This is a genomic window from Steroidobacter cummioxidans (assembly GCF_003104955.1).
Window position 1 is genome coordinate 60773 of sequence record NZ_LSRW01000073.1, and the last position, 26762, is coordinate 87534.

Genomic DNA, 26762 nt, shown 5'->3' on the forward strand with positions numbered 1-26762 from the left:
ATGACTAGCGGAATCCGAAGCTGCGACGAACCGTCAGCAGTGCCGCGGTCGGCGTGCCGAACTGTGCAATGGCGCCGGGGCGGTCCGCGCCTTCGACATAGCGCTCATCGAGCACGTTTCGGATCAGCAGCGCGAACTCCCAGTCAGGCAGTCCTTTGTAGAACAGGTTCAGATCGACGCGCTCATACCCGTCGAGCATGCCGCGAGAGAACGTGCTCAGACCGCGATCGTCGATGGCAAATACCGTGGCGCCGACGCCGAAGCCTTGCAGCGGTCCGGACTGCAATTCGTAGCTGGTGAACAAGCCCACTTGCCAGTCGGCCGCGCCGCCCGGTGTCGCGCCGAAGAACGGATCGCGCGGATCTGTGAAGCTCGAGTCGAGCTGATTGTAGGCCACGCTCAATTTCCAGCCGGGCAGGGGCTCGCCATTGATCTCCAGCTCGAAGCCTTCCGAACGTTGCAAGCCGCTCGGGATCGAGAAGAAAGTGCCCGGCGCGCCCTCCACCGAAATGCCAACATTGTCGCGGTCGATGCGATAGACCGCGGCGTTGATCGCGAGCCGCCGATCCAGCCACTCGGTCTTGATGCCGGCCTCATAGATCTTGCCAGTTTCCGGATCGAGGATCTGACCGTTTGCGTCCACGTCGAAGATGGTGGGCAGGAAGGACTTGCCATACATGCCGTACACCGCAACGTTGTCAGTGACGTCGTAGGTGAGACCGATGCGGCCGGTGACGGCGTCATCCTTCTTGCGCGACACCGTCGCAGTCGTGAGGGCGTTGTACTCGGCGTCTGCGTCGTCGTAACGCAAGCCGAGCAACACGGCGAGCCGTTCGATCGGACGCACTTGCGCCTGCAGATAGGCGCTGCTCGCCTTGTTCCGCGTGGTGTATTCGAAGCCAGGCGTAAGGGGCGCGTCCGGCAAAGCGGCGAACTCTCCGGTGTAGATGTTGGCGAAGCCGAGATAGGCGTAGGCGCCGCGGCGGTGATAGTCGTTGTCGCTGTATTCGATGCCACCGGCGATCTTCACCGGCATGCCGCCGAGTTCGAGATCGCCGGTGATCTGCAACTCGCCGGCCCAGATGTCGCGGTCGATGACGAAGTCATTGCGGACCAGCGCGGTGCTGCCGTTATCGAAGCCGTAAGCGTAACGATCCGCCTGGATTGGACTCTTGGTCTTGTTGGCGTTCAAGCGCAGCGTCGCGAACCATTGATCGCCGATCGCTTGTTCGAGCTGGACTTTGCCGGAGTAGATATCCCACTGGTTGTCCTTGCGCGTCGGCACGCCGAAGTACAGCGAGCGGCGCACGTTCGGCGCCTCATAGTAGCCATCGCCGACCGGCGCGAGCGGAAACCCGGTGTTGGGAATGAAGTCTTCGCGCTGATACAAACCTTCCAGCAGCAAACGCGTGGTGTCGGTGAGATCGAAATCGATGCTCGGCGCGAGCAGCGTTCGATTGGTCTCCACGCCATCCACGAACGAGCCTTCATCGCTGTACGCCGCGATCACGCGGCCGCGCACGCTTCCGGCCTCGTTGAGGGGACCGGTGAGATCGAGGTCGGCGCGATACGTATCGAACGATCCGAAACTCACTGCGACTTCGCCGCGGGCTTCGGCGAGCGGTTTCTTGCGAATGCGGTTGACGACGCCGCCGGCGCTGCCGCGACCGTAAGCCACCGAGCTCGGCCCTTTGATCACATCGATGCGCTCGTAGATCGCCATGTCGGGAATGGCGAAATACGTGGTGTTGATGAAGCCGTCTTCACGCACGTCGTGCACGGAATCGACTTCGATGCCGCGGATCGTGATGGAATTGAAGCCGAAGCCGGGGATGCCGCCGAACGGACCGGTGCCAGTGAACTGATTCACGCCTGCGGACATTTCGAGCGCCTGACCGAAGTCGATGACCTGGCGTGCACGCAGCGATTCTTGGGTGATGACTGAGACCGACTGCGGCGTTTCGCGCAATGTCAGTTCCAGTTTGCTCGAGCTGCTCTGGCGTTCAGCCTTGAGGCTTTCTTCTTCGGAATCGGCTTCGACTCGCACCGTCGCCATCTGCTGCGGCTTGTCCCGCCCTGGCGGAGGCGGGGTGGGGCGGGCTTCCGGCGTTTCGGTGGGCTCGGCGGCGCGCGCCTGCATGCATGCCGTGGCCATCGCAGCCGCTAGCAAAGTTTTTTTCCAAATCAAGGAGTTATCCCCAATGGATTTTTTCTTGGCTAGACCCCATCGGTCATGGCTGAGGGCCCAATGATAATCGTTTGCATTGCAGACGTGAACTATTCTCAAGCGGGAATCGTTCGCATTCAGGCTCGGATGGCGGTATAACGAGCGCTCCTTCCCGGGATGGTCGTCATGCTGAGCTCGTCCGCGATTCGCCGTTGGTATTGGGTGCACAAGTGGACCAGTCTGGTGTCCACGCTGTTTCTGCTGATGTTGTGCATCACCGGTCTGCCGCTGATTTTCTATCACGAGATCGATCATGCGGTCGGCAACGCGGTCGAGCCGCCGGAGCTGCCGGGCGTTACCAGCAGAATCAGTCTCGACGAAATCGTTTCAGCCGCGAGTGCCAAGCGGCCGCAGGATGTCGTGACATTCGTCTCGCGCGATCCCGACGAGCCGAACGCTTGGTTCGTATCCATGGCCGAGCAGCCGAACTCGCCCGAGGCTTCGGCGTTTTATATGTTCGATGCGCGCACCGGCGATTTCCTGCTCGACTACCCGTTGAACCAGGGCTTCATGAATTTCATGTTCCGCCTGCACTACGACATGTTCACGGGGCTACCGGGCACGCTGTTCCTTGGCTTGATGGGACTGCTGCTGGCCGCCTCGCTGGTGTCGGGCACCGTCGTCTACGGACCTTTCATGCGCAAGCTGCCGTTCGGCACGGTGCGCCACGGGCGGTCGTCGCGACTGAAGTGGCTCGATCTGCACAACCTGCTCGGTATCGCGACCTTGATCTGGTTGCTGACGGTGGGTGTGACCGGCGTCATCAACACCCTGGCGATTCCGATTCTCGGTCTGTGGCAACAGACCGAGATGAGTGAGATGACCGCGAAATACAGGAACGAGCCGGCGGTAGAGCACCTCAGCTCGGCCGACGATGCGGTCAAGCAGGCGCTCGCGACGGTGCCCGGCACCGAGCTGAGCTTCATGGCGTTTCCGGGCACGGCGTTCTCCAGTCCGCATCACTATGTCGCGTTCATGCATGGAGCGACGCCGCTCACATCCAAGTTGCTGACGCCGGTGCTGATCGATGCGAGCAACGGCGACGTCGTGGATAGTCGATCGCTGCCCTGGTACGTCAAGGCATTGCTGCTGTCGCAGCCGCTGCATTTCGGCGACTACGGCGGCATGGTGCTGAAGATTCTTTGGGCGCTGCTCGATGTGCTCGCGATCGTCGTGCTCGGCAGCGGCGTGTATCTATGGATCAAGAAACGCAACGTTCCCATTGAAGCGCGACTCGGTGCGCTCGCCGCCGAAGGAGCTACGCCATGAGCGCGAAAGCTCCCATCCGTGTGTGGACTGCACCCATCGTGCTGGGTGTACTGACCGCAGTGGGGCTGATTTCTGCGCTGGTTTCGGACTCAGCTGGCGACGTCCTTGCCTGGCTCACCGTCGGTGCGCCGGTTGCCGTCGTCTCGTGGTACTTGCCGCGGCGTCAAGGCTGAGGAGAGCCCGCGTTCACATCCGAGGACTCCCCTGAGACTTTGCCCGACGGGCTCCTAGGGGTTGACCGGTTGCACTCTGCAAGCGGTTGCGACCGCAGCCAGCCCAGTTGCACAATGCCGCGACATGGTCACTGCTGCCACTTCCTATTCAATCGCTGTGCGTTCCTACGGAACGCACAGCACTGTCGATACTCACGATTTCTCACAGCTCGTATTGCCACTGGCGGGTGAGCTGTCGATGGACATTGCGGGACGTCAGGCGATTGTCGATCGATCCATTGCCGCCTATGTCGAGGCGGGCTGCCGACACGATCAGGTGAGCGATAGCGACAATCGTTCGTTGATTCTGGATCTGCATCCCCGGGATCTCGATACGCGTACCGCCGATCGTCTGGCGTCGCGTCCGTTCCTTTCGCTGACGCCGGAAGCGAACAACCTGATCGACTACATGGGCGCGCAACTGGCGACAGAGCGCATGGCTTCTCACAAACTGCAGCTGTGGGTGCCGCTGCTGGTCGACGCGTTGCTGGGCGATGAGCCGCAATTGCCATCGCGATTGGCGAGCTTGCTCGCGGCGGTCGAGGCGGATCTCTCCAGGCCCTGGACCGTGGAGAACATGGCAGAGAAGGTGGGCGTCAGCGCCAGTCGGCTCCATGCGATTTTTCAAGAAACGCTCGGCAAATCGCCTCGCGTGTGGCTCACCGATATGCGCTTGGAACGAGTGTGCCGCCTGCTGACCAGCACGGATCTGCCGATCGCCGAGTTGGCCTTTCGCATGGGCTACGCGGATCAGAGTGCGCTGACTCGCGCCATGCGCAAGGCGACAGGACTGACGCCAGCTGCTTATCGACGCCAGGCAAGAGTCCGGGACTAAAACGCGAGAGTCTGGGCCAAGACCCGTGGCTGCCGTAGACATACCCTATGCGTGTCGCGGAGGCATGCATGCGGAATGATGGGCGGACAATTGCGGGCGTCGCATACGGCATCGGTGCGGGCGCGCTGTGGGGTTTGGTGTTCCTGGCGCCGGAGCTCGTGCCCGAGTTCGGCCCGTTGCAGCTGACCATCGGCCGCTATCTCTTCTACGGTCTGTTCTCCGCGTGCCTGATCGCGCCGATCTGGCACAAGCTCGTGCCACTGCTTGGCCGACGCGAGTGGATCGCATTGGGTTGGCTGGCGCTCACCGGCAACGTTCTCTACTACATCCTGCTGTCGAGCGCCGTTCGTCTCGGCGGAATCGCAATGACGTCTCTAGTCATTGGCTTTCTTCCCGTCGCGGTGACCATCGTCGGCAGCCGCGATCAGGGCGCGGTGCCATTGCGCCGGCTCGTGCCGTCACTTGCGCTCAGCGCTCTTGGCGCTGTGTGCATCGGATGGCAGGCACTCGCTGCGCCCGCGGCTACGTCCATTTTGAAACAAGCGGCCGGATTGCTGTGCGCAGTGGGAGCGTTGGTGTCGTGGACATGCTATGCAGTAGGCAACAGCCGCTGGCTGGTACGGCTCGATCACGTGTCGGCGCATGAGTGGAATCTGCTGACCGGCGTGGTGACTTGCATCCAGGCAATCCTGCTTATTCCTGTTGCATTGGTTCTTGCCACCGAATCTCACGCTGCGCTGGCCTGGACAAAGCTCGCGGGTGTTGCGGCGGGCGTCGCCATCCTGGCATCGATGGTCGGCAACTCCTTGTGGAACCGGATGAGCAAGCTGCTGCCGCTCACGCTGGTGGGGCAGATGATTCTGTTCGAGACCCTATTTGCACTGATCTACGGATTTCTGTGGGAGCAGCGGCTACCCACTGTGCTCGAGTGTGTTGCATTCACACTCGTGGTCCTTAGCGTAGTCTCGTGTCTGGCGGCGCATACGCAGCCCCGCCGTAGCGTCAGCCCCGCAACAGCGCCGCCATGCTCCGACGCTCATTCCCGAACGGGCTCATGATGGCGTGGGCCGTCGATTGTGAGTCTGCGGGCAGGCAGTATTTGGTGAACGTGGCCAGCGTGCCAGCCGGTCCGACATCGATATAACGGTAAGCACCGAGCTGCTCCAGCGCGGCGATCGTCTCTTTGAAGCGGATCGGCTCGCGCACCACGCGCCAGAAAAAATCATTCGACAGCTCGGTAGACAATGTCGCTTGTCGACAGCATGCCAACGGCAGCGTGCCTGACGTGCGAGGAATCGAGCTCATGAATGACTCGAAGGGCGCTTGCGCATCGTCGATCCATTGCGAGTGAAATGCGTATGAAACCGGCAGGCGCTGATAAACCACATCGTGCTCGCTGAGCGATGCCTCGATCTGCGCCAGATTGCTTTGCGGCGCCGAGACCACGATGTGTGAAGAGAAGTTGACGGCGGCTAGCTCGCTGCGCTCACGAAGAAAGGGCTCCGCGTACAAGGTCTGATCGCCCAGCACCGCAATCATGCCGCCACGATCGCAGCAAGCCTCAAACGCCGCAGCCTGCTGAATTACAGCAGCGAGTGCATCTTCCACGCGCGTATGGCCTGCCACCGTGGCAGCCGCGAAGGAGCCCAAGCTTGCGCCAAGCGTGATATCGGGAGTGATGCCAGCGTGAAGCAGGCTCTGCGCCAGCGCGTACTCGACCATGAATATCGCCGGATGAGTCTGCAACGTACGATCGAAGGTCTCGCGCTCGGGGACAGAGTAGATCGCATCGACGACCCGCTCGCCGGACAGGCTTCGTGCCAGCTCGTCCAGGCGCAACATCCATTCGCGAAAGATCGGGTCGTGCTCGAACAGGTCCTGACCCATTCGAAAGTAATGCGAGCCCTGGCCCGAGAACATGAAAACGACTTTGCGCTTCGGCATCGCGAACTCCCCACGAATGGCAGTACACAGGATCGTGGCACGATGCAGCTACTGTCATTCTTTGCAGGCGGCTTCCCGAGCCAGTTCGGCTACCTTTTCCTCACGTAGAAGAACCGTTACCAGGACGTGACGGGGCGGAGCCTGCGCCAATCACAGGGATGTCGCCCTTACACCATTGCGTACTGATTCGTTGCAGACCATGCGCGCTCGCGATCGCGAGCAGCGCAATTATTTTTATTGCTGCGAACCAAGGTGGTGCGATCTCAAGATTGCCGGAGGAGGAGTTATGAGCATGCATACGTGCGATGAGTTGAGCGAGGCGGAACTGGATCTGATGGAGCGTCGCGTGGCCGCGGCAACCGTCGGGCCGTGGCTTCCCGACAGCGCGGACGCGGAGCTTGCAACCAACGTCAGCGTCATCGAGCTGGGCTTGTGCAACGAGCTCGGCACATTCAAATCGATCGAGCTGGTCGGCGCGAGCGAAGCGGACCACGAGTTCATCGTCAACGCCAGGCAAGACATGCCGCGACTGCTCCAGGAAGTGCGCTACTTACGTGCGCGCCTGCAATCGCTCGGCACGTCACTGGACGATATCGAGACACACACGCTCAGAACCACCGGCGAGGAAACATATCTGCTGGCGCCGTCGATGTAGCTGACCGCTACAGGCGCGGGCAAGGCCATTCACTTGGGGATCACGTCATGGATATGCAGATTGATGACGAAATCGAGGCCGCGGCGCATGACTACGGTCGTGTGCTGCGGCTGCTGAGGAGCCTGCCCGATCACTGCGCCCTGGATGTCGGCGCGCTCGCCGATCAGGTCGGCGCAGACAAGCTGGAGCTCATCCAGTGGGTGCGGGCGGACATCACGTTCGCCCGACTCATCGAGTCCAAAGTAACCAAGTAGAGAATCCAGATGATCGACAACGAGCGGCTGGTCGAGCTGACCGAGTCCTATCTGAAGTCGCTGGTGCGCGCGGCAGTCGGCTCGATGAGCGCGGATTTCGCTGCGTCGGCGCCGTTCGGGGAGCTGGGCGTCGATTCGTTTCGCGTCTTGAAAATCATCAAGGCGCTGGAAGCGGATTTCGGCCGCTTGCCGAAAACCCTGCTGTTCGAGAACTTCAACGTCGCCGACTTGGCGCAGTATTTCATTGCCAAGCATGAGCAGACGTTGCGCGCGCGGCTGTCCTCGGAGTCCGCGGAGGCGAGCACGAAGAGCGCTGTCTCGCATGTTTCCGAGGCTGTCGTAAAGCAAGTGGTGCAGCTTCGTCCTGCGGCGCGCCCCATTCTTATGGCGGAGCGCGAGGCTTACGCGCATCCGGAGTTCGGCTCTGTGCTTCGGAGTATCTTCGAGCAATATAAGAACGAAGGCTCGGTGTCGCGTGGGACGAGGAACATCGCGCCCAACCTGTTCATCGGCAGCGAGCGCCACGGCTTTTTCCACTACAGCCGTAGCACCGACATCATCCTGGCCTACACGTACACCGGCCCCAGAGATTACTTCCCGACGCTCGCGAAGGAGCTCTACGAGCACTGTGCCAGCCGCAAGCTCAGCGTCAATATCGTGTACGACGAGGAGACGCCATCGATCTGTGGCATCCCGTTCTCGTCGACGCCGTTCGGCGCTTTGCAAAGAGTTCTGAACCTGCAGCAATTCACGCTCGACGGCAAGAGCATGCGTCGACTGCGCTATCAGGTGTCGAAGTTCGAGAAGGCCGGCAACTGTCGTACCGAAGAGTTTCGCTGCGGGGCGGATCCCGAAGTCGCTCGCGCCATTGCTGGAATCATCGACCTGTGGTGCGCGGCGCGGACCATGGTCAATCCGCTCATTCACATCGTAAAGGACGAGATCCTCGCCGGCACCCTCGATCCCCAGCACCGCATCTTCGTGACCTATCTGGACGATGTGCTCCAGAACGCCATTCTCATCTCGCCATTGGCGGCCGAGCAGAACGGCTACCTGATGGATCTGGAGTTCTACCCGGACAGCATGCCGCTGGGCGGACTGGAGTTCACGATCGTCAAGATCATCGAACAGCTGGTCGCCGAAGGCTGCGATGTGTTGAGCCTGGGTGGCACTTACGGCTGCAAGCTGGGCGACTCAACCATCCCAGACCCAGCCGTCGAGAAGATTCTCGACGATCTGCGCATGCAGAACATCTTCAACGATGAAGGCAATCTGCAGTTCAAGAACAAGTTCCGTCCGCTCAACAAGCCCATCTTCCTGTGCCGGCCACGCGGTCAATCGAACGCCGATGAGGTGCTCGACATCATCATGATGATCGCGGATCCGATGAAGATGCAGACGTCGGATGCCGAGAATCAAGAGGTCGTACGCGCCGGGGATCAAGTGGCCGAGGCGATCATCGAAGGTGAGGCGCGATCCGCCGATCTGCTCCAGTGCGGGTTCAATCCGCTCAATCTGCTGCCGCACCAAGTCGAGTTCGATCTGAAGACGGATTCGTGGGCGCAGCTGCGGCTACCGGCGATCGAGAACCAGCGCAGGCTGCTAAGCGCGCAGTTGCATCAGCGTGTGGACCTGAGCGCGACACTGACGAGTCTGTTTCCCTTCTCGCATTTCGCGTTGACGACGTCAGGGCGGACTGCGGAGAGCGTGTTCTGCAGCGTGTGGCCGCGCAAAGGCGTCGTTCTGCAGAACTTGCTGTTCCCCACAACCATCTTTCACCAGATGGACAATGCTCTGGTACCGACGGAGCTGCCTCACGCAGAGGTTTTCCGGCTCGACTCGACGCACTCGTACAAAGGCGAGATGGACTGGGCGGGGCTGCAGAGAGAAGTCGCGCGAGATCCGGCGTCCATTGCCTTTGTGTGCATCGAAGTCAGTGACAACGCGACGGGCGGGCACCCGGTCTCGATCGAGCACCTGAAGCGAGTCAAGCAACTGCTGAGCAAGGCATCCATTCCGCTGGTGCTGGATGGCACTCGGATCGTGGAGAACGCTCAGTTCGTCATCGAGAACGAACCCGGCTATGCGGGCAAAACGGTTTGGAGCGTGGTCCGCGAAATCCTGGGATTTGCGGACGTTGCTCTGTTGAGCTTCGGTAAGGACTTCTGTGTCACCGGCGGATTGATCGCCGTCAACGATTCTAAGTTGTTCCAGCAGTTGCAGGAGCGTATCCGGGCGCAGGGTTGCGGTTTGAGTGGCGTCGACCGGAAGCTGCTCGCTCTAGCCCTCCAGAAGCGGGAGTACATCGAAAGTCGGACATCGCGTCGCAGACAGTCCGTACGGCGGATTTGGGATGCATTGAAAGCGCACGGCGTACCTGTGGTGCAGCCTGCTGGGGCGCATTGCATCCTGATCGATGTGAAACAGGTGCTCGAGTTCAAGGACTTCAAGTGTCCGGTCGCTTCGTTTCTGGCCTGGATGTTCCTCAACACCGGTATTCGCGGCGGCGCTCACAACGCCGGCATGCAAAGGAATACAGTCATCAATGATCTGGTGCGCCTGGCGATTCCGTTGGGGCTCACGGAAGAGCAGGTCGACTCGATCATCGATCGGCTCCAGGGACTGTTCGCTCAGCGCAAGAATATTCCCGAGCTCGTGCCGGTGCAGGAGTCCGTCGAGTCCGTGGGTGATATCCACGGTCGATACAGACTCATCCAGTATCACAATGCGTCAGGACGCATCGTTAGCCAGACATCCAAGGGCGAGGTCGTTTCGCGGCCAGCAGAGCGCGCGCTGCCATCGCCATCGCACGAGATTCAATCCAGCGACATCGCCATCATCGGCATGGCGGGGCGCTATCCTCAGGCGAACAACCTGCAGGAGCTGTGGCAGAGCCTCGTATCAGGTAAGGACTGTATCGAACCCATCTCCGAGGCGCGTCTGGCGCTGCGCTCCCGTGGCAGCGAGAAGTATCGGGGTGGATTCATCGCCGACGTCGACAAGTTCGATGCGCGCTTCTTCAACATTTCGGCGCGCGAGGCGGAAGTCCTGGATCCCCAGGAACGTCTGTTTCTCGAAGTGGCCTATGAGACGCTCGAAGATGCCGGCTACTACCCGGAGTCTTTGAGCTGCGACAACAGCCGCGAAGTGGGGGTGTTCGTCGGCGCGGTGTGGTCGATGTATCAAATGCTCGGTCTCGAAGAGCGCATCGGCGGCAGTGTCGTCAATCCCAGCTCCTTCTTCTGGAGCATCGCCAATCGCGTTTCGCACTGGATGAACTTCTCGGGCCCGAGCCTGACCGTCGATACAGCCTGTTCCGCAAGCTTGACTGCGCTGCATCTCGCTTGCGAGGCAATCAGGCGGGGCGAATGCTTTGCCGCGCTCGTTGGCGGCGTCAATCTCGATTTGCATCAGGCCAAGCTCGACCTCAACTCCGCGGGCGGATCCTTCTCGCGCGACGGGGTCTGCCGTTCGTTCGGCAAAGGTGCGAACGGCTATGTCTCCGGCGAAGGCGTCGGAGCAGTGTTGCTGAAGCGGCTGGATCAGGCGATCGCAGATGGCGACAACATTCACGGCGTTATCAAGAGCGTTGCCGTAACCCACAGTGGCCGTACTAGCGGTTACACCGTTCCTGGGCCGCAGTCGCAGAGCAAGTTGATCCTGAAAGCCCTGCAAAGCGCCGATATCGATGCGCGCACCATCGGTTACATCGAGGCGCACGGGACAGCTACGGATTTAGGCGACGCCATCGAGATTGCGGGTCTGACTCGCGCATATCAGGAATACGGTGTCGAAAAGCAGAGCTGTCCCATCGGCTCGGTCAAAACCAACATCGGGCATTTGGAAGCGGCGTCCGGCATCGTCGGTGTGCAGAAAGTTCTGCTGCAGATGAAGCACCGGACGTTGGTGCCGTCGCTGCACTCGTCTGAGCTGAACGAAGGCATCGACTTCGCAGGCTCGCAGTTCTATGTACAACAGCGGGTCGAGGAGTGGACGCCGAGAGAGGTGGATGGCGCGCAGTTCCCGCGACGCGCGGGGATCAGCGCGATCGGCGCGGGCGGAACGAATGCTCACGTCATTATTGAGGAACACGAACGGGGGCCGCGACCCGATCAGTCGTGCGACCGCAAGGACAGAATCTTTCCGATATCCGCCGACAGCGAGGCTCAGCTGCGCGAAGCCGTCGAGCGCTTGCATGATTTTCTAGCCAGTCATCCCAGCTATTCAGCGGACGATGTAGCGCACACCTTGCAGAAAGGCCGGAAGTCATTCGACTACCGCCTCGCCGTGATCGCTGGCTCGCTCGATGAACTGGCGGCAAAGCTCAGCGCGCACCTGCAGGGACGCTCCGACGACTCCGTGATGAACGGCTACGCGAAGAATGCCGCCGGTGTGACTGGGCTGCTGAACTCCACTGAAAAGCAGGAGTTCATCGAGCTGCTGGTTCGTAGCGGCGATCCTCGCAGACTGGCGCGACTGTGGTGCGATGGCGTGATAGCGGATTGGCGAGACTCGGGTTTCGCGCAAACCGGCAGGAAGGTCTCACTGCCCACGTATCCCTTTGCAGGCGAGCGCTACTGGCTAAAGAAACACAAAGCGCCGGCCGAGTTGGCGGTGAAGCCTGTGCAGGTCGTTGCCGCGCCCACTCCGAAGAGCAAGCGGGCGGAGAAGTATCACTTCTCCTTCGGTAGCACGGAGTCTCTGGCGGCGGGAACTATCAATCTGGGCCTCGAGGAGAAGGTCCGGCTGTTCGTGCGGCAGCTGATCGCCACTCAACTGCGCACCGGCATCGAGGAGGTTGACGACGCTCGCCATCTGATGGAGACGGGCATCACCTCGCTGGACATGGCGGAGATGACCCAATCGATCAAGCTCCGGGTCGAGGAGGACTTCTCACCGATCGTGTTCTTCGAGTGCACGACCATCCGGTCGTTCGCAGCGCTGCTGGCGCAGCGATATGCGTCGGCCTTCGAGAAGCTAACCGTCACTCGGCTGACCGTCGACGAGCATGAAACGGTCGTGCCACTGAGAAAGAGGGTCGAGCCGGCGCAGTCCGTGTCGCTGCACCTGCACGACGCGGACTCGGAGCTAGCGGTCGGCAACCTGGAGGCGCTCGCGCCCGCGCACCAAGGAAAGATACGGCGATTGTTCCTTACCGGCGCCACGGGGTTTCTTGGCAGCCATGTGCTGGCGGAGTTTCTTGGCGCCGACCCAGATGCGACGGCCTATTGTCTGGTGCGCGCTGCGAGCAATGAGCAGGGGCTGCAACGCATCCTGAAGCAGGCGGAAAAGTTCGAGCTGCCTATCGACGGGACGCGCATCACGGTGGTGTGCGGTGACATCGCTCAACCGAAGCTGGGGCTGTCTGCGGAGGATTGGGAACTGTGCGCCCGCGAGACGCAGCAGATTGTGCATGCCTCCGCGCGTGTGAACCATATCGAGGGATACGCCACGTTCCGCGATTCCACGCTCGGGATGAAGGAGATCATTCGGCTCGCCAGTACCGATCGGGTGAAGCTGATTCAGTTCGTCTCAAGCATCGCCGGCTGTGCCTTGAAGATCGGCGAGGAGTTCTCGATCTTCGAGAAAGAGGCCTTCGTCGAAGCCGGGGCGCAAGTGTACGGCGGCTATGGCCAGTCGAAATGGGTGCAGGAAACGCTGCTCAGGCGCGCCGCCGAGCGCGGCGTTCCCTATGTGATCTACAGGTTCGGCGAGCTTTCCGGTTCGGCGCTTACCGGGCTTGGGCAGACCGATGACATCGTGCATCGCCTGCTGCAGATGAGGCTGGCGGTGGGATGTCGAGAGAAGGTGTCGAACGATGTGCTTGACATGTTGCCCGTCGACTTCGCCGCCCGGCTGATAGTGAACACCGGCGGCAAGCCGGAACTGTGGAACACCATCCTGCATGCGACTCATCTGAAGCCGTACAGCTTCGCCAACATGTATCGCCGGGCGCAGAGCCACGGGCTGCAATTCACTCCGGTGACTCGCGCGGCTTACCTGTCGCGCTGCTACGACTTCGTCCGGTTCATTCATTCCATCAATCCCGTGAATGGGTTCGTGCTCGAGTGCGTGCTGCGCGATGCCGAAGGCTCGGTGCGCGCCCGCAAGATGATGGATGCGTACTTCTCCGTGATCTTCCCGTTCGCCCAGGACAATTTCCGGCGCTCGTTGCAAGTGCTGGGGCTGGCGTTGCCCGAGTGGGGCGCGTTGATCGACTCGTACTTTGCTCGCTGGAATCGGGAGGATTGCGGATTCATGGCGAGAATCGCCGATTACCGGCGCTGGACGCAGATGGATGCCAAGGGCAAAGCGGTGCCGGGCGCCGCGCAGGAAGAAGTGCTGCTGGGGAAAGTCAATGAAGCCTAAGAAAGTTCTGATCACGGGCGGCAACGGTCATGTGGGCAACACTCTGGCCAAAACGCTGTGCGAGCGCGGCTATGACGTGCGCGTCACCGTGCGCAACCCCGAAGAGGTTCGGTCGGCTGAAATTTTCGCCGGCTACTCCATCGAGCTGTATCAAGCCGACATCAGAAATGAAGCGGCCATCGCCAAGGCCATGCAAGGCGTCAGCGGCGTGTTCCAGGTGGCGGCACTCTACAACTACGATGAACAGAGCCTCGGCGAAGGGATCGTTGCGAACAATACCGCGGGCAGTCAGGCAGTTCTGCGGGCTGCCAGCGCATGCGGCGTCGAGCGTGTTGTGTTTACCAGCAGTATTGCCGCGGTCGGCTTCGGCGGCACGCAGGAGCAGCCGCTGACCGAGACGAGTTGGAGCGATCCGGCCGATCCGTACTGTCGCTCCAAGCTCGAAAGCGAGCAGGCGGCCTGGAGCTATGCGAAAACGCAGGGGCTCGATCTGATCGCGCTCTGTCCTAGCGTCGTGTTGGGCCCGAACTTCTACAAACATACGCCGAGCACCATCAACGTCGGCGCGTGCATCAACAATCAGGTGCCGTTCCGACTGCCCATGCAGTTCTCGGTGGTCGATGTGCGAGACGTCGCAGACGCGCACATCCGCGCCTTCGAGAGCAAGCGCGCATCGGGGCGCTATCTGGTGACGGGAACGAACATTCGCGATCTGATGAGCGCGCTCAAGGAGATCGAGCCCGACATGGTGCTGCCCGAGCGCACGCTGACGGTCGACGAGGCGAAACAACTGGCCGAGAAGGCCGGCATGCCGGTCGAGCTGGTCGGGCAGCCGTACTTGTATTGCGACGAGAAGATTCGCTCCGAGCTGGGCTGGCAGCCGCGACCGCTGACTGAAACCTTGCGCGATACCGTCGCGTGGATCAAAGCCCGAGACCTGTAACCTAACTCTGGAAACGAACATGACTGATCGCGTCACGGATCGAGAATATGACGTCATTGTCGTGGGCTCAGGCACCTGCGGGGCTACGCTCGCGCGAGAGCTGGCGCGTCGGCACAAGAAGGTACTGATCCTCGAGCAGGGCCAGGACCACACGCTGCGCGAGACCTTCTCGTCCATGGCTGCCGTCACCAAGGAGTACTCCGTCGGCAAGGACTTGAAGGCGGCGACCGCAGTCACCGTTGGCGGCTCGACCAGCTTGTACTTCGGCGTCTGCAAATTGCCGACCGCCGAGACGTACGCGAGCCTTGGCATCGATCTGTCCGCGGAGGTCGCGGAGGCCAAAAGGGAATTGCCCGTTGCGGAGTTGCCCGACCAATTCTTGTCACCGCAGTCCCTCGTGTTGCGCAAGAGCGCCGCTGAGCTGGGATACAAGTTCAAGAAGAACCTCATGCTCGTCGATCAATCCAAGTGCGACTCCGGGCGCTACGAGTATGACGCGCGTTGGAAAGCGAAGAGCTATGTCGAGGAGGCAGTCGACTTCGGTGCCACGCTCATCACGCAGGCCGCCGTGACGAGAGTGCTCATCGAGGATGGCCGTGCCGTTGGTGTCGAGTACAAGCACAAGCAAGGCTTCATGCGCACGAAGCTGTGTACGGCGCGAGGCAAGCGCATCGTGTTGAGCACCGGCGCGCTGGCCACGCCAAAGTTGCTCATTGACTGCGGAATCAAAAACATCGGCGATCGCGGTTTCTTCTGCAAGCCGGCGTACATGGTTTGCGGCACGGTGCCTGGGTTGCAGGCGACAGACACCTTCGTCGGCAATCAGGATATCGAGCTCGGCAAGGGCTTTTCTCTGGGCGACGGCGCGATGAGCTCGCTGTTGTTCAAGCTGGTCATGCTGGCCAACCTCAAGTGGCGCTATCTGTTCTCGTTCTCGAAGATGCTGTCGATGGGGATCCTGATCTATGACTCCATGGGCGGCGAGGTCGGTAAGGACGGCAGCTTCCGCAAGCAGTTGACGGCGGCGGAGCTGCAGAAGCTGCAGGACGCGGAGCAGATCGCCATTGAAATTCTGAAGAACGCCGGTGCGCGGAACATTTTCCGCACCAAGCTGATGGCGGGCATTCCCGGCGGCACGATCAGGATCAAGGAGCATGTCGATGAGAACCTGCAGACGGATATCAGCCATCTGTATGTCTGCGATCACTCACTGATGTCGGATGTGATGATAACCCCGACATTCACGCTCATCTGTCTGGCCAAGCGCCTCGCCAAGCACCTCTCGGCCTCCCTGCAACCCTCGCAAGCTCGATCTGCGCCGGCACTCAAAGTCGTGGCGCGCGCGAGCTGACGTTCAAGCCGCAGTTTCAACTGGAAGAACTCGCCATGAAAGCACGATTTGCCAAACTGGGTCTCGTCCTACGCAAGATGTTCCTGCCCACGGTCGCGGCGCTGACCGTCGTTGCGGTGTTCGCTCACTTCGCCTGGAAGTACTCGGGCTCGAGTGAGTGGGAGCTCAAGAAGGACGAGAACGGCGTCCGCGTCTACACCATGAAGACGCCGGGATCCACGTTGCTGAAAGTCAAAGCGGACATGCAGGTGGCGACCAGTCTCACCAGCGCTGTATTCCTGTTGCGTGGTGACGAGTCCACGTCCGATGACTTCGGCGGCAAGGACTTCACTGTCGTCGAGCGGATCGAGACGCCGCAGCTGTTCATGGCCTGCTATTCGGCCAAGCATCCCATGCCGCCGCCTTTTCGAACCAAGGAAATGGTCGTGATGCTCAACTATGCGCAGGACAAGGCGACCAAGAAGGTCGAGATCAACGTGCAGGCCGCGCCGGGTCGCACGCCGCCAAGCCCGAACACTTCACGCGTCACGCATCTCAACAACATCTTTCGTCTCACGCCGCTGCCCAACGGACTGATCGATTGGGAGATCACGCTGGATGTGGACATGGGGCTGTTCTATCCGCTCGCCAACTTGTCCATGCCCGAGTATTTGTTCAAGGACTTGAGCTATCACAAGACGCTGGTGCTGACGGAGAAATATCAAGCGGCGCGGCTCATCTCGGTCGAGGAGCCGGGCAGCGCCGCGCCTGCACTTACATCCAGTCTGCAGGAATCACTCTAAGGGAGCTGGAAAATGATCGATTCAACATCGCGTGCGCCTGGCAGGGGCGCCAGAGCACTCAAGCGCGCGGGCATCGCGTTGGGCGTCGTGCTGGTTGCGCTGTTCGGTGCTCACATCGCGTGGACCAACTCCGGTTCCAACGAATGGCAGCTCGTCAGCGATCAGGACGGCATCCGGGTCTCGGCGTTGAAGACGCCCGGCTACAGCTTGATGAAGTACAAGGTCAACGTGCGCTTCGATGCGAATCTGTCCGAGGCGTTGTTCATGTTGACCGATCTGGACACCGGCAAGGACTTCGGTGCTACGGACATCAAGAGAATCGAGGAGGTGTCCACACCGTCGCTGTTCTACGCCTACGACACCTACAAGCTCACGTTGCCAAAGCCCTTCGGCCAGGTCGAGGTGGTGCTGCTGAACCAGTGCTACGAGGACCCGAAGACAAAGCAGTTTCACATCAATGTGTACGCGGCTCCCAACAGGATTCCGCGGGCAGGCGACATCCCGCGAATCGTTCATTTGAGCAACAACTGGACGCTGACGCCGGTGGAAGGGGGCGTGGATGTCGAGTCCGTGTCGGAGATGGATCTCGGACTGCCATACGTGCTGGCGAACCTCGCGATGCCTGAGGTGATCGGTGGTCAGATCAAGGCGATGCGCGAAGTGATGAAGACGGACCGCTACAAACACGGCAAGCCGGTGTTGCTCAGCTCGACTCAAGAGCCGCGTTGATCCCCAGGAACCGCTGAAATGGATGATTTGCACGTCGTCGCCGCCGCGGCGGAGCTGAGCGCGCGTGGCTATATCGTTCGGCGCGCCGACGAGAGCGATCTGGCTCGTCTGGTTGAGCTCGAAGCGCTCTGTTGGCAGCACACACGCAGCTCGCAGCAGCAGCTTCACGCGCGCCTGCAGCGATATCCCGATGGCCAGTTCGTACTGGAGCGCTCTGGTCAGGTGCTGGGCGTCGTCTACAGCCAGCGCATTCGAGATGTGGATGCCCTGGCGAGTCGGTGCGCCACCGACGTGCACGAGTTGCATGATGAGTCGGGCTCGATCGTGCAATTGCTGGCGCTGAATGTCGATCCCGCGGTCCAGAATCTGAGTCTGGGCGATCAGCTGCTGGAGTTCATGTTACAGCGCTGCGGTTTGCTCGAAGGCGTCGATCGGGTCGTCGGAGTGACCTTGTGCAAGCGCTTCGACGCCGCGAATGGGCTTGCTTTCGACGAGTACATCCAGCGCCAGGATGGGCGCCAGGATCCGGTACTGGCGCTACATTGCTCGCACGGCGCCACGGTCGTCCGTTCGATCGCGAATTATCGGCCGGAGGACGCGGCCAACCAGTGCTACGGCGTGCTGGTGTCCTACGACATTCGTCACCGGCAGACGCGACTGCAAGCTGATCGATCGGCGGCGGAGAACGCTGCATTTGATCGGGAAGAGGTAAGTCGCTTCGTGCGAGCTGAAGTCGCACGGGTCATCGGCGATGCGCACGATCTCGATGCTGCGCGGCCCCTGATGGAAATGGGCCTGACTTCCGCCGATCTGCTGCAGCTGCAGTTGCAGATGGAGCGGCGGTTCGGTCGCACGCTTCGGCCAGGATTTTTCTTCGAGCACAACTGCGTCGACAAGGTGGTTGCGTACTTCGCGGCAGGCGCAGCTGTGCCCAAGAAAGAGATCGCGCCGACTCAGGAAATCGGCGCGCGTGGGTGCAAGGACATTGCCATCGTCGGCATCGCTTGCAGGCTGCCGGGTGGCATCGAGAAGCCCGATGATCTGTGGGACGTGTTGTCGGCGGCGAAATGCGTCATCGGCTCTTTTCCAAGGACCAGAGGCAACTGGCCTTCGGTTGCGGAGTATCCGGGAATCGACCAAGGCGGTTATCTCACGGACGGTGACGCATTCGACGCCTCGTTCTTCCGTGTGTCGCCGACGGAAGCCCAGATCACCGATCCGCAGCAACGGATCTTGCTCGAGCTCGCGTGGACCTGTCTGGAAGACGCTGGCGTGTTACCCGCGCATCTGCGAGGTACACGCACGGGAGTGTTCGTTGGCGCGAGCAATTGCGATTACAGCCGATTGATCCAGACCGCGAGGGTCGAAACCGAGGCTCACCATGCTACCGGCAGCTCGCTGGCGATCATCGCCAATCGACTGTCGTACTTTCTCGACCTGTCTGGTCCCAGCATGCTGATCGACACGGCATGCTCATCCTCACTGGTGGCGCTCCACACCGCCATTCAATCCATACACGCCGGCGAATGCGACAGCGCGCTGGTCGGTGGCGTCAACTTTATTTGCCATCCCGACTTGAGCGTGGCCTATCACAAGGCCGGCATGCTCGCGCGCGACGGTCGTTGCAAGGTGTTCGACGTCCGCGCAAATGGTTACGTGCGGGCCGAAGGCGGCGTGATGTTGCTGCTCAAGCCGCTGAGCGAAGCCATTCGAGCGCAGGACAATATTCATGCGGTCATCAAGGGCAGTGCGGTCAATCATGGCGGCCTCACCGGCGGCCTGACGGTTCCTGATCCGAAGAAGCAGAGCGAATTGCTGATCGCGGCCTGGAACAGCGCGGGCATTTCGCCGCGCGAGCTGAGTTACATCGAAGCGCACGGTACTGGCACGTCGCTGGGCGATCCTATTGAAGTCCAGGGAATACAAACGGCGTACTCCAACCTGGCCGGCGTCAGCGCCGACAAGACGTGCGCGGTAGGCTCGATCAAGAGCAATCTCGGTCACCTGGAATCGGCGGCTGGCATCACCGGTGTACTGAAAGTCGTGCTGTCGATGCAACATCGGCAGCTGCCGGGACAACCGACGTTCGAGACGCTCAACCCCAAGATCTCTCTGGGCGAGACGCCGCTCTACATCGCCGCGCGCCATCAAGACTGGCTTTCCAAGCAGCCTCGACTAGCGGGCGTGAGCAGCTTCGGTTCCGGCGGCGCGAATGCGCATTGTGTCGTTCAGGAGTATGTGGCGGAAGCTCAGGAAATCGCAGGCACCGCTGAGACTGATTACCTGTTCGTGATATCCGCGGCCGATGAAGCACGCCTTCGTGCTTATGCCAGCAAGATCGTTGAGTGGCTGGAACCGAACGATTCTGGCGGCCGCTGGGCAGATGCCATCTACACCTGGCAAGTCGGCCGCACCGCTATGAAGCGTCGCCTTGCGATAAAAGTCAAAGACGCAGTTGAGCTGCGTAGCAAGTTGCAGCAGTGGTTGAGCGAGTCGGATTGTCCAGTCGATACGTGGCTGGATGAAGTCAACTCGCGAGACTCGGGTGCCGCTCGCTTGTGGCAGGAGGAAGCGGGACAGCAACTGGTCGAGCGAGCGCTCGCCGAGAGAAACCTGAGCCAGCTCGGCGCCTTCTGGACTTCGGGCGCCGATGTCGATTGGCGCAGGCTGTATGCCGCTGAGCCACGGCGCATCAGTGTGCCGACCTATGCATTCGCTCGTGAGAGCCATTGGATCAGGCCGTCCGAAACTGAGGCGAGCGCACCGACGCAGGCTCGTGCTGCGAGCCATCTGTTGGTGACTCCTGTTTGGGAGGCGGCCGGGTCATCCGCACGCGACGATGCGGACAGTGGCGCTTTTCGCGAGCATCGAATCCTGCTGTGCGAGCTGCCGGCAGTCGATGCCGAAGCGATGCGGGCGTTGACTCAGGCGCATCGTTGTTCTCATCTGCGCTGTGACTCACCGTCAGAGCAGATCGGCGAACGCTATGTCGATCATGCTCTGGCTTGCTTCGAAGAAGTGAAGCGGATACTCGCCGAAAAACCTCGTGGCCGAGTATTGCTCCAAATCGTCATCCCTCAGCGGCAGGGAGCGACGTTGCTGACCGGCCTATCCGGACTGCTCAGCACCGCCACTCGCGAGAATCCACAGTTCATCGGGCAGATCATCCTGACGGAAGCAGGGCTGGATGCGGACGCCTTGGCGGCGCAGCTGCGCCGTGAGAGGGAGCTATCCAGCGACACGCTCATCAAGTACTCGCAAGGGCAGAGGCAAATCCTGCGTTGGCAGGAAGTCCCTGCGACACAGCCATCGTTGCTCGCGTTCAAGCACGATGGTGTCTACCTCATTACGGGTGGGTTGGGCGGATTGGGCATGCTGTTCGCGAAGGAAATCCTTCGCCATGCCGTTCGGTCTCGGATCGTGCTGACCGGTCGCTCTGCACTGAGCGACGAGCAACGCCAACGTCTCGACGAGCTGGCGTGCCTGGCAGCGGAGCGGGGCGGATTTGCGCCGGAGTATCGGCAGTTGGATCCGACGGATCCGAATCAGACGCGAGCGGCTATCGAAGCAGTCACCAGCGCGCACCAACGCATCGACGGCATCATCCATTGCGCCGGCATGATCGCGGACAGCTTCATCTTGAAAAAGTCCGCGGAGGGCTTCAAACGCGTCCTTGCGCCCAAGGTCGCTGGAACGCTCAATCTGGACGAGGCGAGCAAAGATCTGCAGCTCGACTTCCTGGTGTTGTTCTCGTCCTTTGCCAGCGCGCTGGGCAACGTCGGACAGGCGGACTATGCGGCCGCCAATGGTTTCATGGATCAGTTTGCCGCGTATCGCAATCACTTGGTCGATGCCGGACAGAGGTGCGGCCACACGCTTTCCATCCATTGGCCCCTATGGCGAGAGGGCGGAATGGCGATGGATGCGCAGAGCGTGGAGACGCTGCGCGAAACGACTGGAATCGAACCTCTGCAGACCGCCACCGGCGTGCGGGTATTTCACGACAGCCTCCTGTCGAGAAATACACGAACGATGGTGCTTGAGGGCGACGTAGCAAGGCTGAGGAACACGCTGGCACGCGCGAACAAAATTCAGCCCACCAGCACAGTTACGGCGACACCCGCCGCGCCAAGCGCGGATCTACTGCGCGAAGCGACCTTGGCGAAGATCAAGCAGCTGTTTGGCGAAGCGCTCAAGCTGCCAGCAGCGAAAGTCGATGCCCACGAGCCTTTCTCCTCGTACGGCATCGATTCGATTCTGATCAACCTGATGAATCGCAAGCTGGCCGAGAGTTTTGGCGACCTCTCGAAAACGCTGTTCTTCGAGCATCGGACGCTCGCCGAGCTCACCGCCTATCTCGTCCAGGCGCACGCAGCAGAGTGCGTCGCATGGACTGGCTCGACGGCACCCGCACGAGCGCCGGTGCCCGCGGCTCCCTCCCGCCGAGTCGAGACTCCCAAGCAGGATCTTCCATCAGCGAGCACCTACCGGAGAGAGCCGGTCGCGATCATCGGTGTCAGCGGTATTTATCCGCAAGCCGCGACGCTGGACGAGTTCTGGAAGAACCTCGCGAGCGGTCGGAACTGTGTCAGCGAGATTCCGCCAGAGCGCTGGCCGCTCGATGGCTTCTATGTTCCAGACGTTGAGCAGGCTGTCGCGGCAGGCAAGAGCTATAGCAAGTGGGGTGGATTCATCGAGCAGTTCGCCCAGTTCGAGCCATTGTTCTTCAACATCTCGCCCCGCGAGGCCATGAATATGGACCCGCAGGAGCGCTTGTTCCTGCAGGAGGCGTGGCGGGCGCTGGAGAATGCCGGCTATACGCGGAGCGATCTGAAGCATCGCTTGCAGCGCAAGGTTGGCGTCTTCGCCGGCATCACCAAAACGGGATTCGAGTTGTACGCGACGCCCACGGCAGCCGTCGATGACGGATTCTTCCCGCGCACGTCATTCAGCTCTGTGGCCAATCGCGTCTCGTATTTTCTGGACATCACGGGTCCCAGCCTGCCGATCGACACCATGTGCTCGTCGTCATTGACGGCGATTCACGAGGCCTGCGAGCACATCAATCGCGGCGACTGCGAGATGGCCTTCGCAGGTGGCGTCAATCTTTATCTGCATCCTGCGAGCTACACCTGGCTTTGCTCCCAGCAGATGTTGTCTCGCGACGGCTTGTGTCGAAGCTTCGGCGCCGGCGGCAATGGTTACGTGCCCGGCGAGGGCGTCGGCGTCGTGCTGTTGAAGTCGCTGTCCAGTGCTCTGCGCGACAACGACAATATTCACGGCATCATTCTGGCGACGCATGTGAATCACGGCGGCAAGGCCAATGGATATACCGTGCCAAGCCCCAAGGCGCAGGCCGAGCTGGTCAGTCGAGCGATCGAGAAGGCAGGAATCAAAGCAGACGACATCAGCTACATAGAAGCGCACGGTACCGGCACGGAGCTGGGCGATCCGATCGAGATCTCCGGGTTGCAGCAAACGTTTGCGACCAGAGCGGATCCCTCAAAGCCATGCGCGATCGGTTCCGCCAAATCGAACATCGGGCACCTCGAGTCGGCCGCGGGAATTGCGGGGCTGACCAAGGTGCTGCTGCAGATGAAGCACAAGGCAATCGCGCCCAGCCTGCACGCGGCCGAGCTCAATCCGAATATCGATTTCACCAAGACTGCTTTCAGCGTCAATCAACGCTTGTCACCTTGGTTGGTCGGAAACGAAGCTCCCCGCATCGCGGGCATCTCGTCGTTCGGCGCTGGCGGCTCCAATGCACACATTCTCGTGCAGGAGTTTCGCGCTGCTGCGGCAGACCGAACCGTCGACCAGCAGCACGCCATTCTGCTGTCAGCTGGCAGTCCGGAACAGCTGCGCCAGAGAGCGCGGGATTTACTCAGCTTCGTCCAGGAAGATCAAGCAATCGACCTGAGATCCATGGCCTACACGCTGCAAGTGGGCCGCGAAGCCATGGAGGCGCGACTGGGCATCCTGGTGCGCTCGGTCGAGCAACTGGTGGGCAAGCTGCAGGCCTGTCTTGCTGGTGAGAGAGACATCGAAGACGTCTACCAGGGTCAAGCCAAGAGCGACCAAGAAACCCTGCGCCTGTTTGGCGGCGACGAGGATTTCCTGGCGACGCTGGAGCGATGGCTGGCGCGACGAAAATTATCCAAGCTGCTGGAGTTGTGGACCAAGGGATTGGACGTGGAGTGGGACAAGCTCTACGAGGTGGACAGGCCGCGACGCATGGCGCTGCCGACGTATCCCTTCAACAAGGAGCGCTATTGGATCGACGCCGTGGCAGGCGTGCGGGCGTGGGATAGCGCGTCTGCGCCTTCAGCGGCGCCGGCAGTGCATCCGCTACTGCACACGAACACGTCCGATCTCAGCCGGCAAAGCTATACCGCTGTCTTCACCGGCGACGAGTTCTTCCTGCGTGACCACAAGGTTCAAGGTCACAAAGTGCTGCCCGCGGTCGCTTATCTTGAAATGGCGCGTGCGGCAGTAGATCGAGCGTCTCCAAGCTCGGAGCAGGGGCAGATTCTGGAATTGCGCCACACCGCCTGGCTGCAGCCGATCGCGATTGCCTCCCCGAAGGAAGTCGTCATCGCTCTGTATTTGAATGACAGCGATCCGACCGAGATCGATTTTGAAATCCATAGCGCCGATGCCGAAGCGGCTCATTGCCAAGGGCAGGCGCGATGGATCGCCAGTCAAGCAGCTCCTGCAATCGATCTTCCGCAGCTCAGAGCCCAGATGACGTCGGGCCCGCTGGAGGTCCACGAGTTCTATGACCGCTTCACGCAGTCGGGCATCAACTATGGCCCAGCGCATCGAGCCATTACGGGTCTTCATCTTGGCGATGGACAATTGCTTGCGCAGTTGACTCTGCCCAGCGTCGTCGAGGCGAGTCAGCGGGCGTATGTGCTCCATCCCAGTCTGATGGACTGCGCGCTGCAAGGGTGCATGGCCCTGATTGGAGAGCCAGGGGCCGGGCGCGGGCCGTTGCTGCCGTTTGAGCTGGACTCGTTGCGTGTACTTGCGCCATGCGCGACGGAAATGTTCGCGTGGGTTCGGCGTTCGAACGCTGCGGATTCGCTGAAGTTCGACGTCGATCTTTGTGATCGGCTCGGCAACGTTTGCGTGCAGATGACGGGATTTGTTTCTCGTGTGCTGGAGGCCGACAGCAGGGTGCCGTCATTGCGGCAGGATGCAGGCCAACTGTACTCCCTGGCCCCGATCTGGAGCCGATTGCGCGAGCAGCAAGACGCTCACAAACCGCGTTCGACGGAGAGCATTCTGCTGGTAGGCGAGCAGGAAGCGCCGTTTGACTGGTTGCGAGCGTCGTATCCGCAGGCCGAGTTCTTGCGGCTGCCAGCGAAGGCAAGCATCGAAACCATCCAGGGACTACTGGAACACCGCGCATTTGAGCATTTGCTCTGGATCGCGCCGGATGTGCTGCTGGATAGCGAACTCGACATGAGCCCCGCAAGCATCCTCGCCGACCAGGATAGCGGCGTGCTGGCAGTCTTCCGTATCGCCAAGGCGCTGGTGAACTTGAATCGCGCCGAGCGCGGCTTGCACTGGACGCTCATCACTCGCAACACGCAGAACGTCAGGAAGACCGAGCGAATCTCGCCCACGCACGGCGCCATCTCTGGGCTAGTGGGCAGTCTGGCGAAGGAATATCCAGAGTGGGATCTGCAACTGCTGGACGTCGACGATCTGCAGACCGTCAGTGCCGAGCAATGCCTGACGCTGCCATCGAACAAAGAGGGCGATTGCCTCGCGCATCGCCAGGGAGAGTGGTTTATCGAAGGATTGGCGCGGGTCGGCGCTCTGCCTGGGTCGCCACCGGCTTACAGGCAAGGCGGCGTCTACGTCGTCATCGGTGGGGCTGGCGGCATTGGCGAAGTTTGGAGTCGCTTCATGGTCGAGCACTACCAGGCCGAGCTGGTGTGGATCGGCCGGCGTCCGCTCGACGCTGCGATTGAAGAGAAGCTGCAGTCGCTCGCCAGCTTGGGTCCGAAACCGCGTTACTACAGCGCAGATGCAACCCGGCTGGATTCGTTACAGGCGACGCTCGAGAAGATTCGGGAAGCGTATCCGCGAATTCATGGCGTCGTGCACTCCGCCATCGTTCTGCAGGATCAAAGCCTGTCGCGCATGGACGAGGCCACATTCAGAAGCAGCCTTGCCGCCAAGGTCGACGTGAGCGTCCACATGGACGCCGTGTTCGGCGGCCTGGATCTGGATTTCATGGTGTTCTTCTCGTCGCTGATCTCGTTCACCAAGGCCCCCGGCCAATCCAACTACGCTGCGGGTTGCACTTTCAAAGACAGCTTCGCGCACAACTTGGGCCGACGTCGCAGCTACCCGATCAAGATCATGAACTGGGGCTTCTGGGGCAACGTGGGAATTGTTGCGGCCGAGTTCTATAACCGGCGCATGCAACAGATGGGGTTCGGCTCCATCGAAGCGCAGGAGGCGATGGATGCGCTGAGCACACTCGTCAGCTCGGATGTGAATCAGCTGGCGCTGGTGAAAGCCATCGAGGTTCGAGCGATCGAGGGCATCAGCCGGCCCGAGATCGTGAGCTATGTGCCGAATGTTGCGACCGATGTACTGCTGTCACTACGAGAGAACCTCAGCTCGGGCGTGCCGCCAGCAGCTCTGAAGGAAAGCGTGCTGTCGCCAGACGTGATGGATCTTGCCGAGCAGATCCTCGCGGCAACTCCCCAGTCCGTCGAGCGAGGGCCCGACCCGCTGCTCGGTCGATGGCTCGAGACGAGTATCGACTACCTCACGCAGCGAGGTGTGGCGAAACGCGCCGGATTGGACGAGCTCTGGTCATCGTGGGATGCCAACGAAGCGGTATGGCAGGCGAACGCGAACACGCGAGCGCACCTGGCACTGTTGAAAGCCTGCCTGCAGGCGCTGCCCGAGATTCTGTCCGGCACGCGGCGAGCAGCGGATGTGATGTTTCCTGATTCTTCGTTGCACCTCGTGTCGGGTGTGTACGCGGGCAACGCCGTCTCGGATTACTACAACAACGTGCTGGCACAATCGCTGTGTGCGTGCATCAGGCAGCGGCGCCAGGCGGAGCCGTCGAGCAAGATTCGCATTCTGGAGATCGGCGCTGGAACGGGCGGGACGACTAAAGTGCTCCTGCCCATGCCTGTCTCTTATACACATCTGACGCTG

At 60.9% G+C, this 26762-nt stretch carries 14 protein-coding genes; 12 read left to right on the forward strand and 2 right to left on the reverse strand.

The genetic code is table 11. The features are described 5' to 3' along the window. Positions 1-4 precede the first annotated feature (4 nt). On the reverse strand, positions 5-2188 hold the full coding sequence (locus tag D0550_RS27670) for a TonB-dependent siderophore receptor (RefSeq protein ID WP_153067385.1): 2184 nt from the start codon (positions 2186-2188) through the stop codon (positions 5-7). 168 nt (positions 2189-2356) lie between these two features. Between D0550_RS27670 and D0550_RS27675 the strand changes: the two genes are divergently transcribed. From D0550_RS27675 to D0550_RS27685, 4 genes are all read left to right on the forward strand, one after another. After that, positions 2357-3496: a PepSY-associated TM helix domain-containing protein gene (locus tag D0550_RS27675; RefSeq protein ID WP_116812453.1), complete on the forward strand. Its 1140-nt coding sequence runs from the start codon at positions 2357-2359 to the stop codon at positions 3494-3496. Further along, positions 3493-3669, forward strand: a complete 177-nt coding sequence (locus D0550_RS35245; RefSeq protein WP_170134691.1) for a hypothetical protein — start codon at positions 3493-3495, stop codon at positions 3667-3669. The genes D0550_RS27675 and D0550_RS35245 overlap by 4 nt, the downstream gene beginning before the upstream one ends. 124 nt (positions 3670-3793) lie before the next feature. Next, complete coding sequence (locus D0550_RS27680) at positions 3794-4543, forward strand: AraC family transcriptional regulator (RefSeq protein ID WP_116812434.1); 750 nt, start codon at positions 3794-3796, stop codon at positions 4541-4543. A gap of 68 nt (positions 4544-4611) precedes the next feature. Then, positions 4612-5601: a DMT family transporter gene (locus D0550_RS27685; RefSeq protein WP_116812435.1), complete on the forward strand. Its 990-nt coding sequence runs from the start codon at positions 4612-4614 to the stop codon at positions 5599-5601. Here D0550_RS27685 and D0550_RS27690 read toward each other — a convergent pair. Beyond that, positions 5546-6487, reverse strand: coding sequence for an acyltransferase domain-containing protein (locus tag D0550_RS27690; protein ID WP_116812436.1), 942 nt, complete (start codon positions 6485-6487; stop codon positions 5546-5548). The two genes, D0550_RS27685 and D0550_RS27690, sit on opposite strands and share 56 nt — an antisense overlap. Before the next feature lie 286 nt (positions 6488-6773). Here D0550_RS27690 and D0550_RS27695 point away from each other — a divergent pair, with 286 nt between their 5' ends. From D0550_RS27695 to D0550_RS27730, 8 genes are all read left to right on the forward strand, one after another. Continuing rightward, positions 6774-7142 carry a hypothetical protein gene (locus tag D0550_RS27695; RefSeq protein WP_116812437.1) on the forward strand — a complete coding sequence of 123 codons (369 nt, stop codon included), beginning with the start codon at positions 6774-6776 and terminating at the stop codon, positions 7140-7142. Positions 7143-7189: 47 nt separating this feature from the next. Beyond that, a complete protein-coding gene (locus tag D0550_RS27700) occupies positions 7190-7396 on the forward strand; it encodes a hypothetical protein (RefSeq protein ID WP_116812438.1) in 207 nt (68 codons plus the stop codon). Between the two features lie 9 nt (positions 7397-7405). Continuing rightward, the gene (locus D0550_RS27705; RefSeq protein WP_116812439.1) at positions 7406-13765 is read left to right on the forward strand and encodes an aminotransferase class I/II-fold pyridoxal phosphate-dependent enzyme; all 6360 of its coding nucleotides are present in this window, start codon (positions 7406-7408) and stop codon (positions 13763-13765) included. Next, the gene (locus tag D0550_RS27710; RefSeq protein ID WP_161966092.1) at positions 13755-14708 is read left to right on the forward strand and encodes an NAD-dependent epimerase/dehydratase family protein; all 954 of its coding nucleotides are present in this window, start codon (positions 13755-13757) and stop codon (positions 14706-14708) included. Before D0550_RS27705 ends, D0550_RS27710 begins: the two co-directional genes overlap by 11 nt. Positions 14709-14727: 19 nt before the next feature. Continuing rightward, positions 14728-16059 (forward strand): FAD-dependent oxidoreductase, encoded by a 1332-nt coding sequence (locus D0550_RS27715; protein ID WP_116812441.1) that lies wholly within the window; start codon positions 14728-14730, stop codon positions 16057-16059. A gap of 35 nt (positions 16060-16094) precedes the next feature. Continuing rightward, on the forward strand, positions 16095-16841 hold the full coding sequence (locus D0550_RS27720; RefSeq protein WP_116812442.1) for an SRPBCC family protein: 747 nt from the start codon (positions 16095-16097) through the stop codon (positions 16839-16841). A gap of 12 nt (positions 16842-16853) precedes the next feature. After that, on the forward strand, positions 16854-17570 hold the full coding sequence (locus D0550_RS27725; protein ID WP_116812443.1) for an SRPBCC family protein: 717 nt from the start codon (positions 16854-16856) through the stop codon (positions 17568-17570). Positions 17571-17588: 18 nt separating this feature from the next. Then, the coding region (locus tag D0550_RS27730) for an SDR family NAD(P)-dependent oxidoreductase (protein ID WP_116812444.1) at positions 17589-26762 on the forward strand (9174 nt) is incomplete at its 3' end.

Excerpts from the sequence above, each read along its gene's own strand:
- D0550_RS35245 (WP_170134691.1), top strand. The coding sequence starts at position 3,493 with ATGAGCGCGAAAGCTCCCATCCGTGTGTGGACTGCACCCATCGTGCTG.
- D0550_RS27715 (WP_116812441.1), top strand. The coding sequence starts at position 14,728 with ATGACTGATCGCGTCACGGATCGAGAATATGACGTCATTGTCGTGGGC.
- D0550_RS27720 (WP_116812442.1), top strand. The coding sequence starts at position 16,095 with ATGAAAGCACGATTTGCCAAACTGGGTCTCGTCCTACGCAAGATGTTC.
- D0550_RS27695 (WP_116812437.1), top strand. The coding sequence starts at position 6,774 with ATGAGCATGCATACGTGCGATGAGTTGAGCGAGGCGGAACTGGATCTG.
- D0550_RS27705 (WP_116812439.1), top strand. The coding sequence starts at position 7,406 with ATGATCGACAACGAGCGGCTGGTCGAGCTGACCGAGTCCTATCTGAAG.
- D0550_RS27690 (WP_116812436.1), bottom strand. The coding sequence starts at position 6,487 with ATGCCGAAGCGCAAAGTCGTTTTCATGTTCTCGGGCCAGGGCTCGCAT.
- D0550_RS27725 (WP_116812443.1), top strand. The coding sequence starts at position 16,854 with ATGATCGATTCAACATCGCGTGCGCCTGGCAGGGGCGCCAGAGCACTC.
- D0550_RS27710 (WP_161966092.1), top strand. The coding sequence starts at position 13,755 with ATGAAGCCTAAGAAAGTTCTGATCACGGGCGGCAACGGTCATGTGGGC.
- D0550_RS27680 (WP_116812434.1), top strand. The coding sequence starts at position 3,794 with ATGGTCACTGCTGCCACTTCCTATTCAATCGCTGTGCGTTCCTACGGA.
- D0550_RS27685 (WP_116812435.1), top strand. The coding sequence starts at position 4,612 with ATGCGGAATGATGGGCGGACAATTGCGGGCGTCGCATACGGCATCGGT.
- D0550_RS27700 (WP_116812438.1), top strand. The coding sequence starts at position 7,190 with ATGGATATGCAGATTGATGACGAAATCGAGGCCGCGGCGCATGACTAC.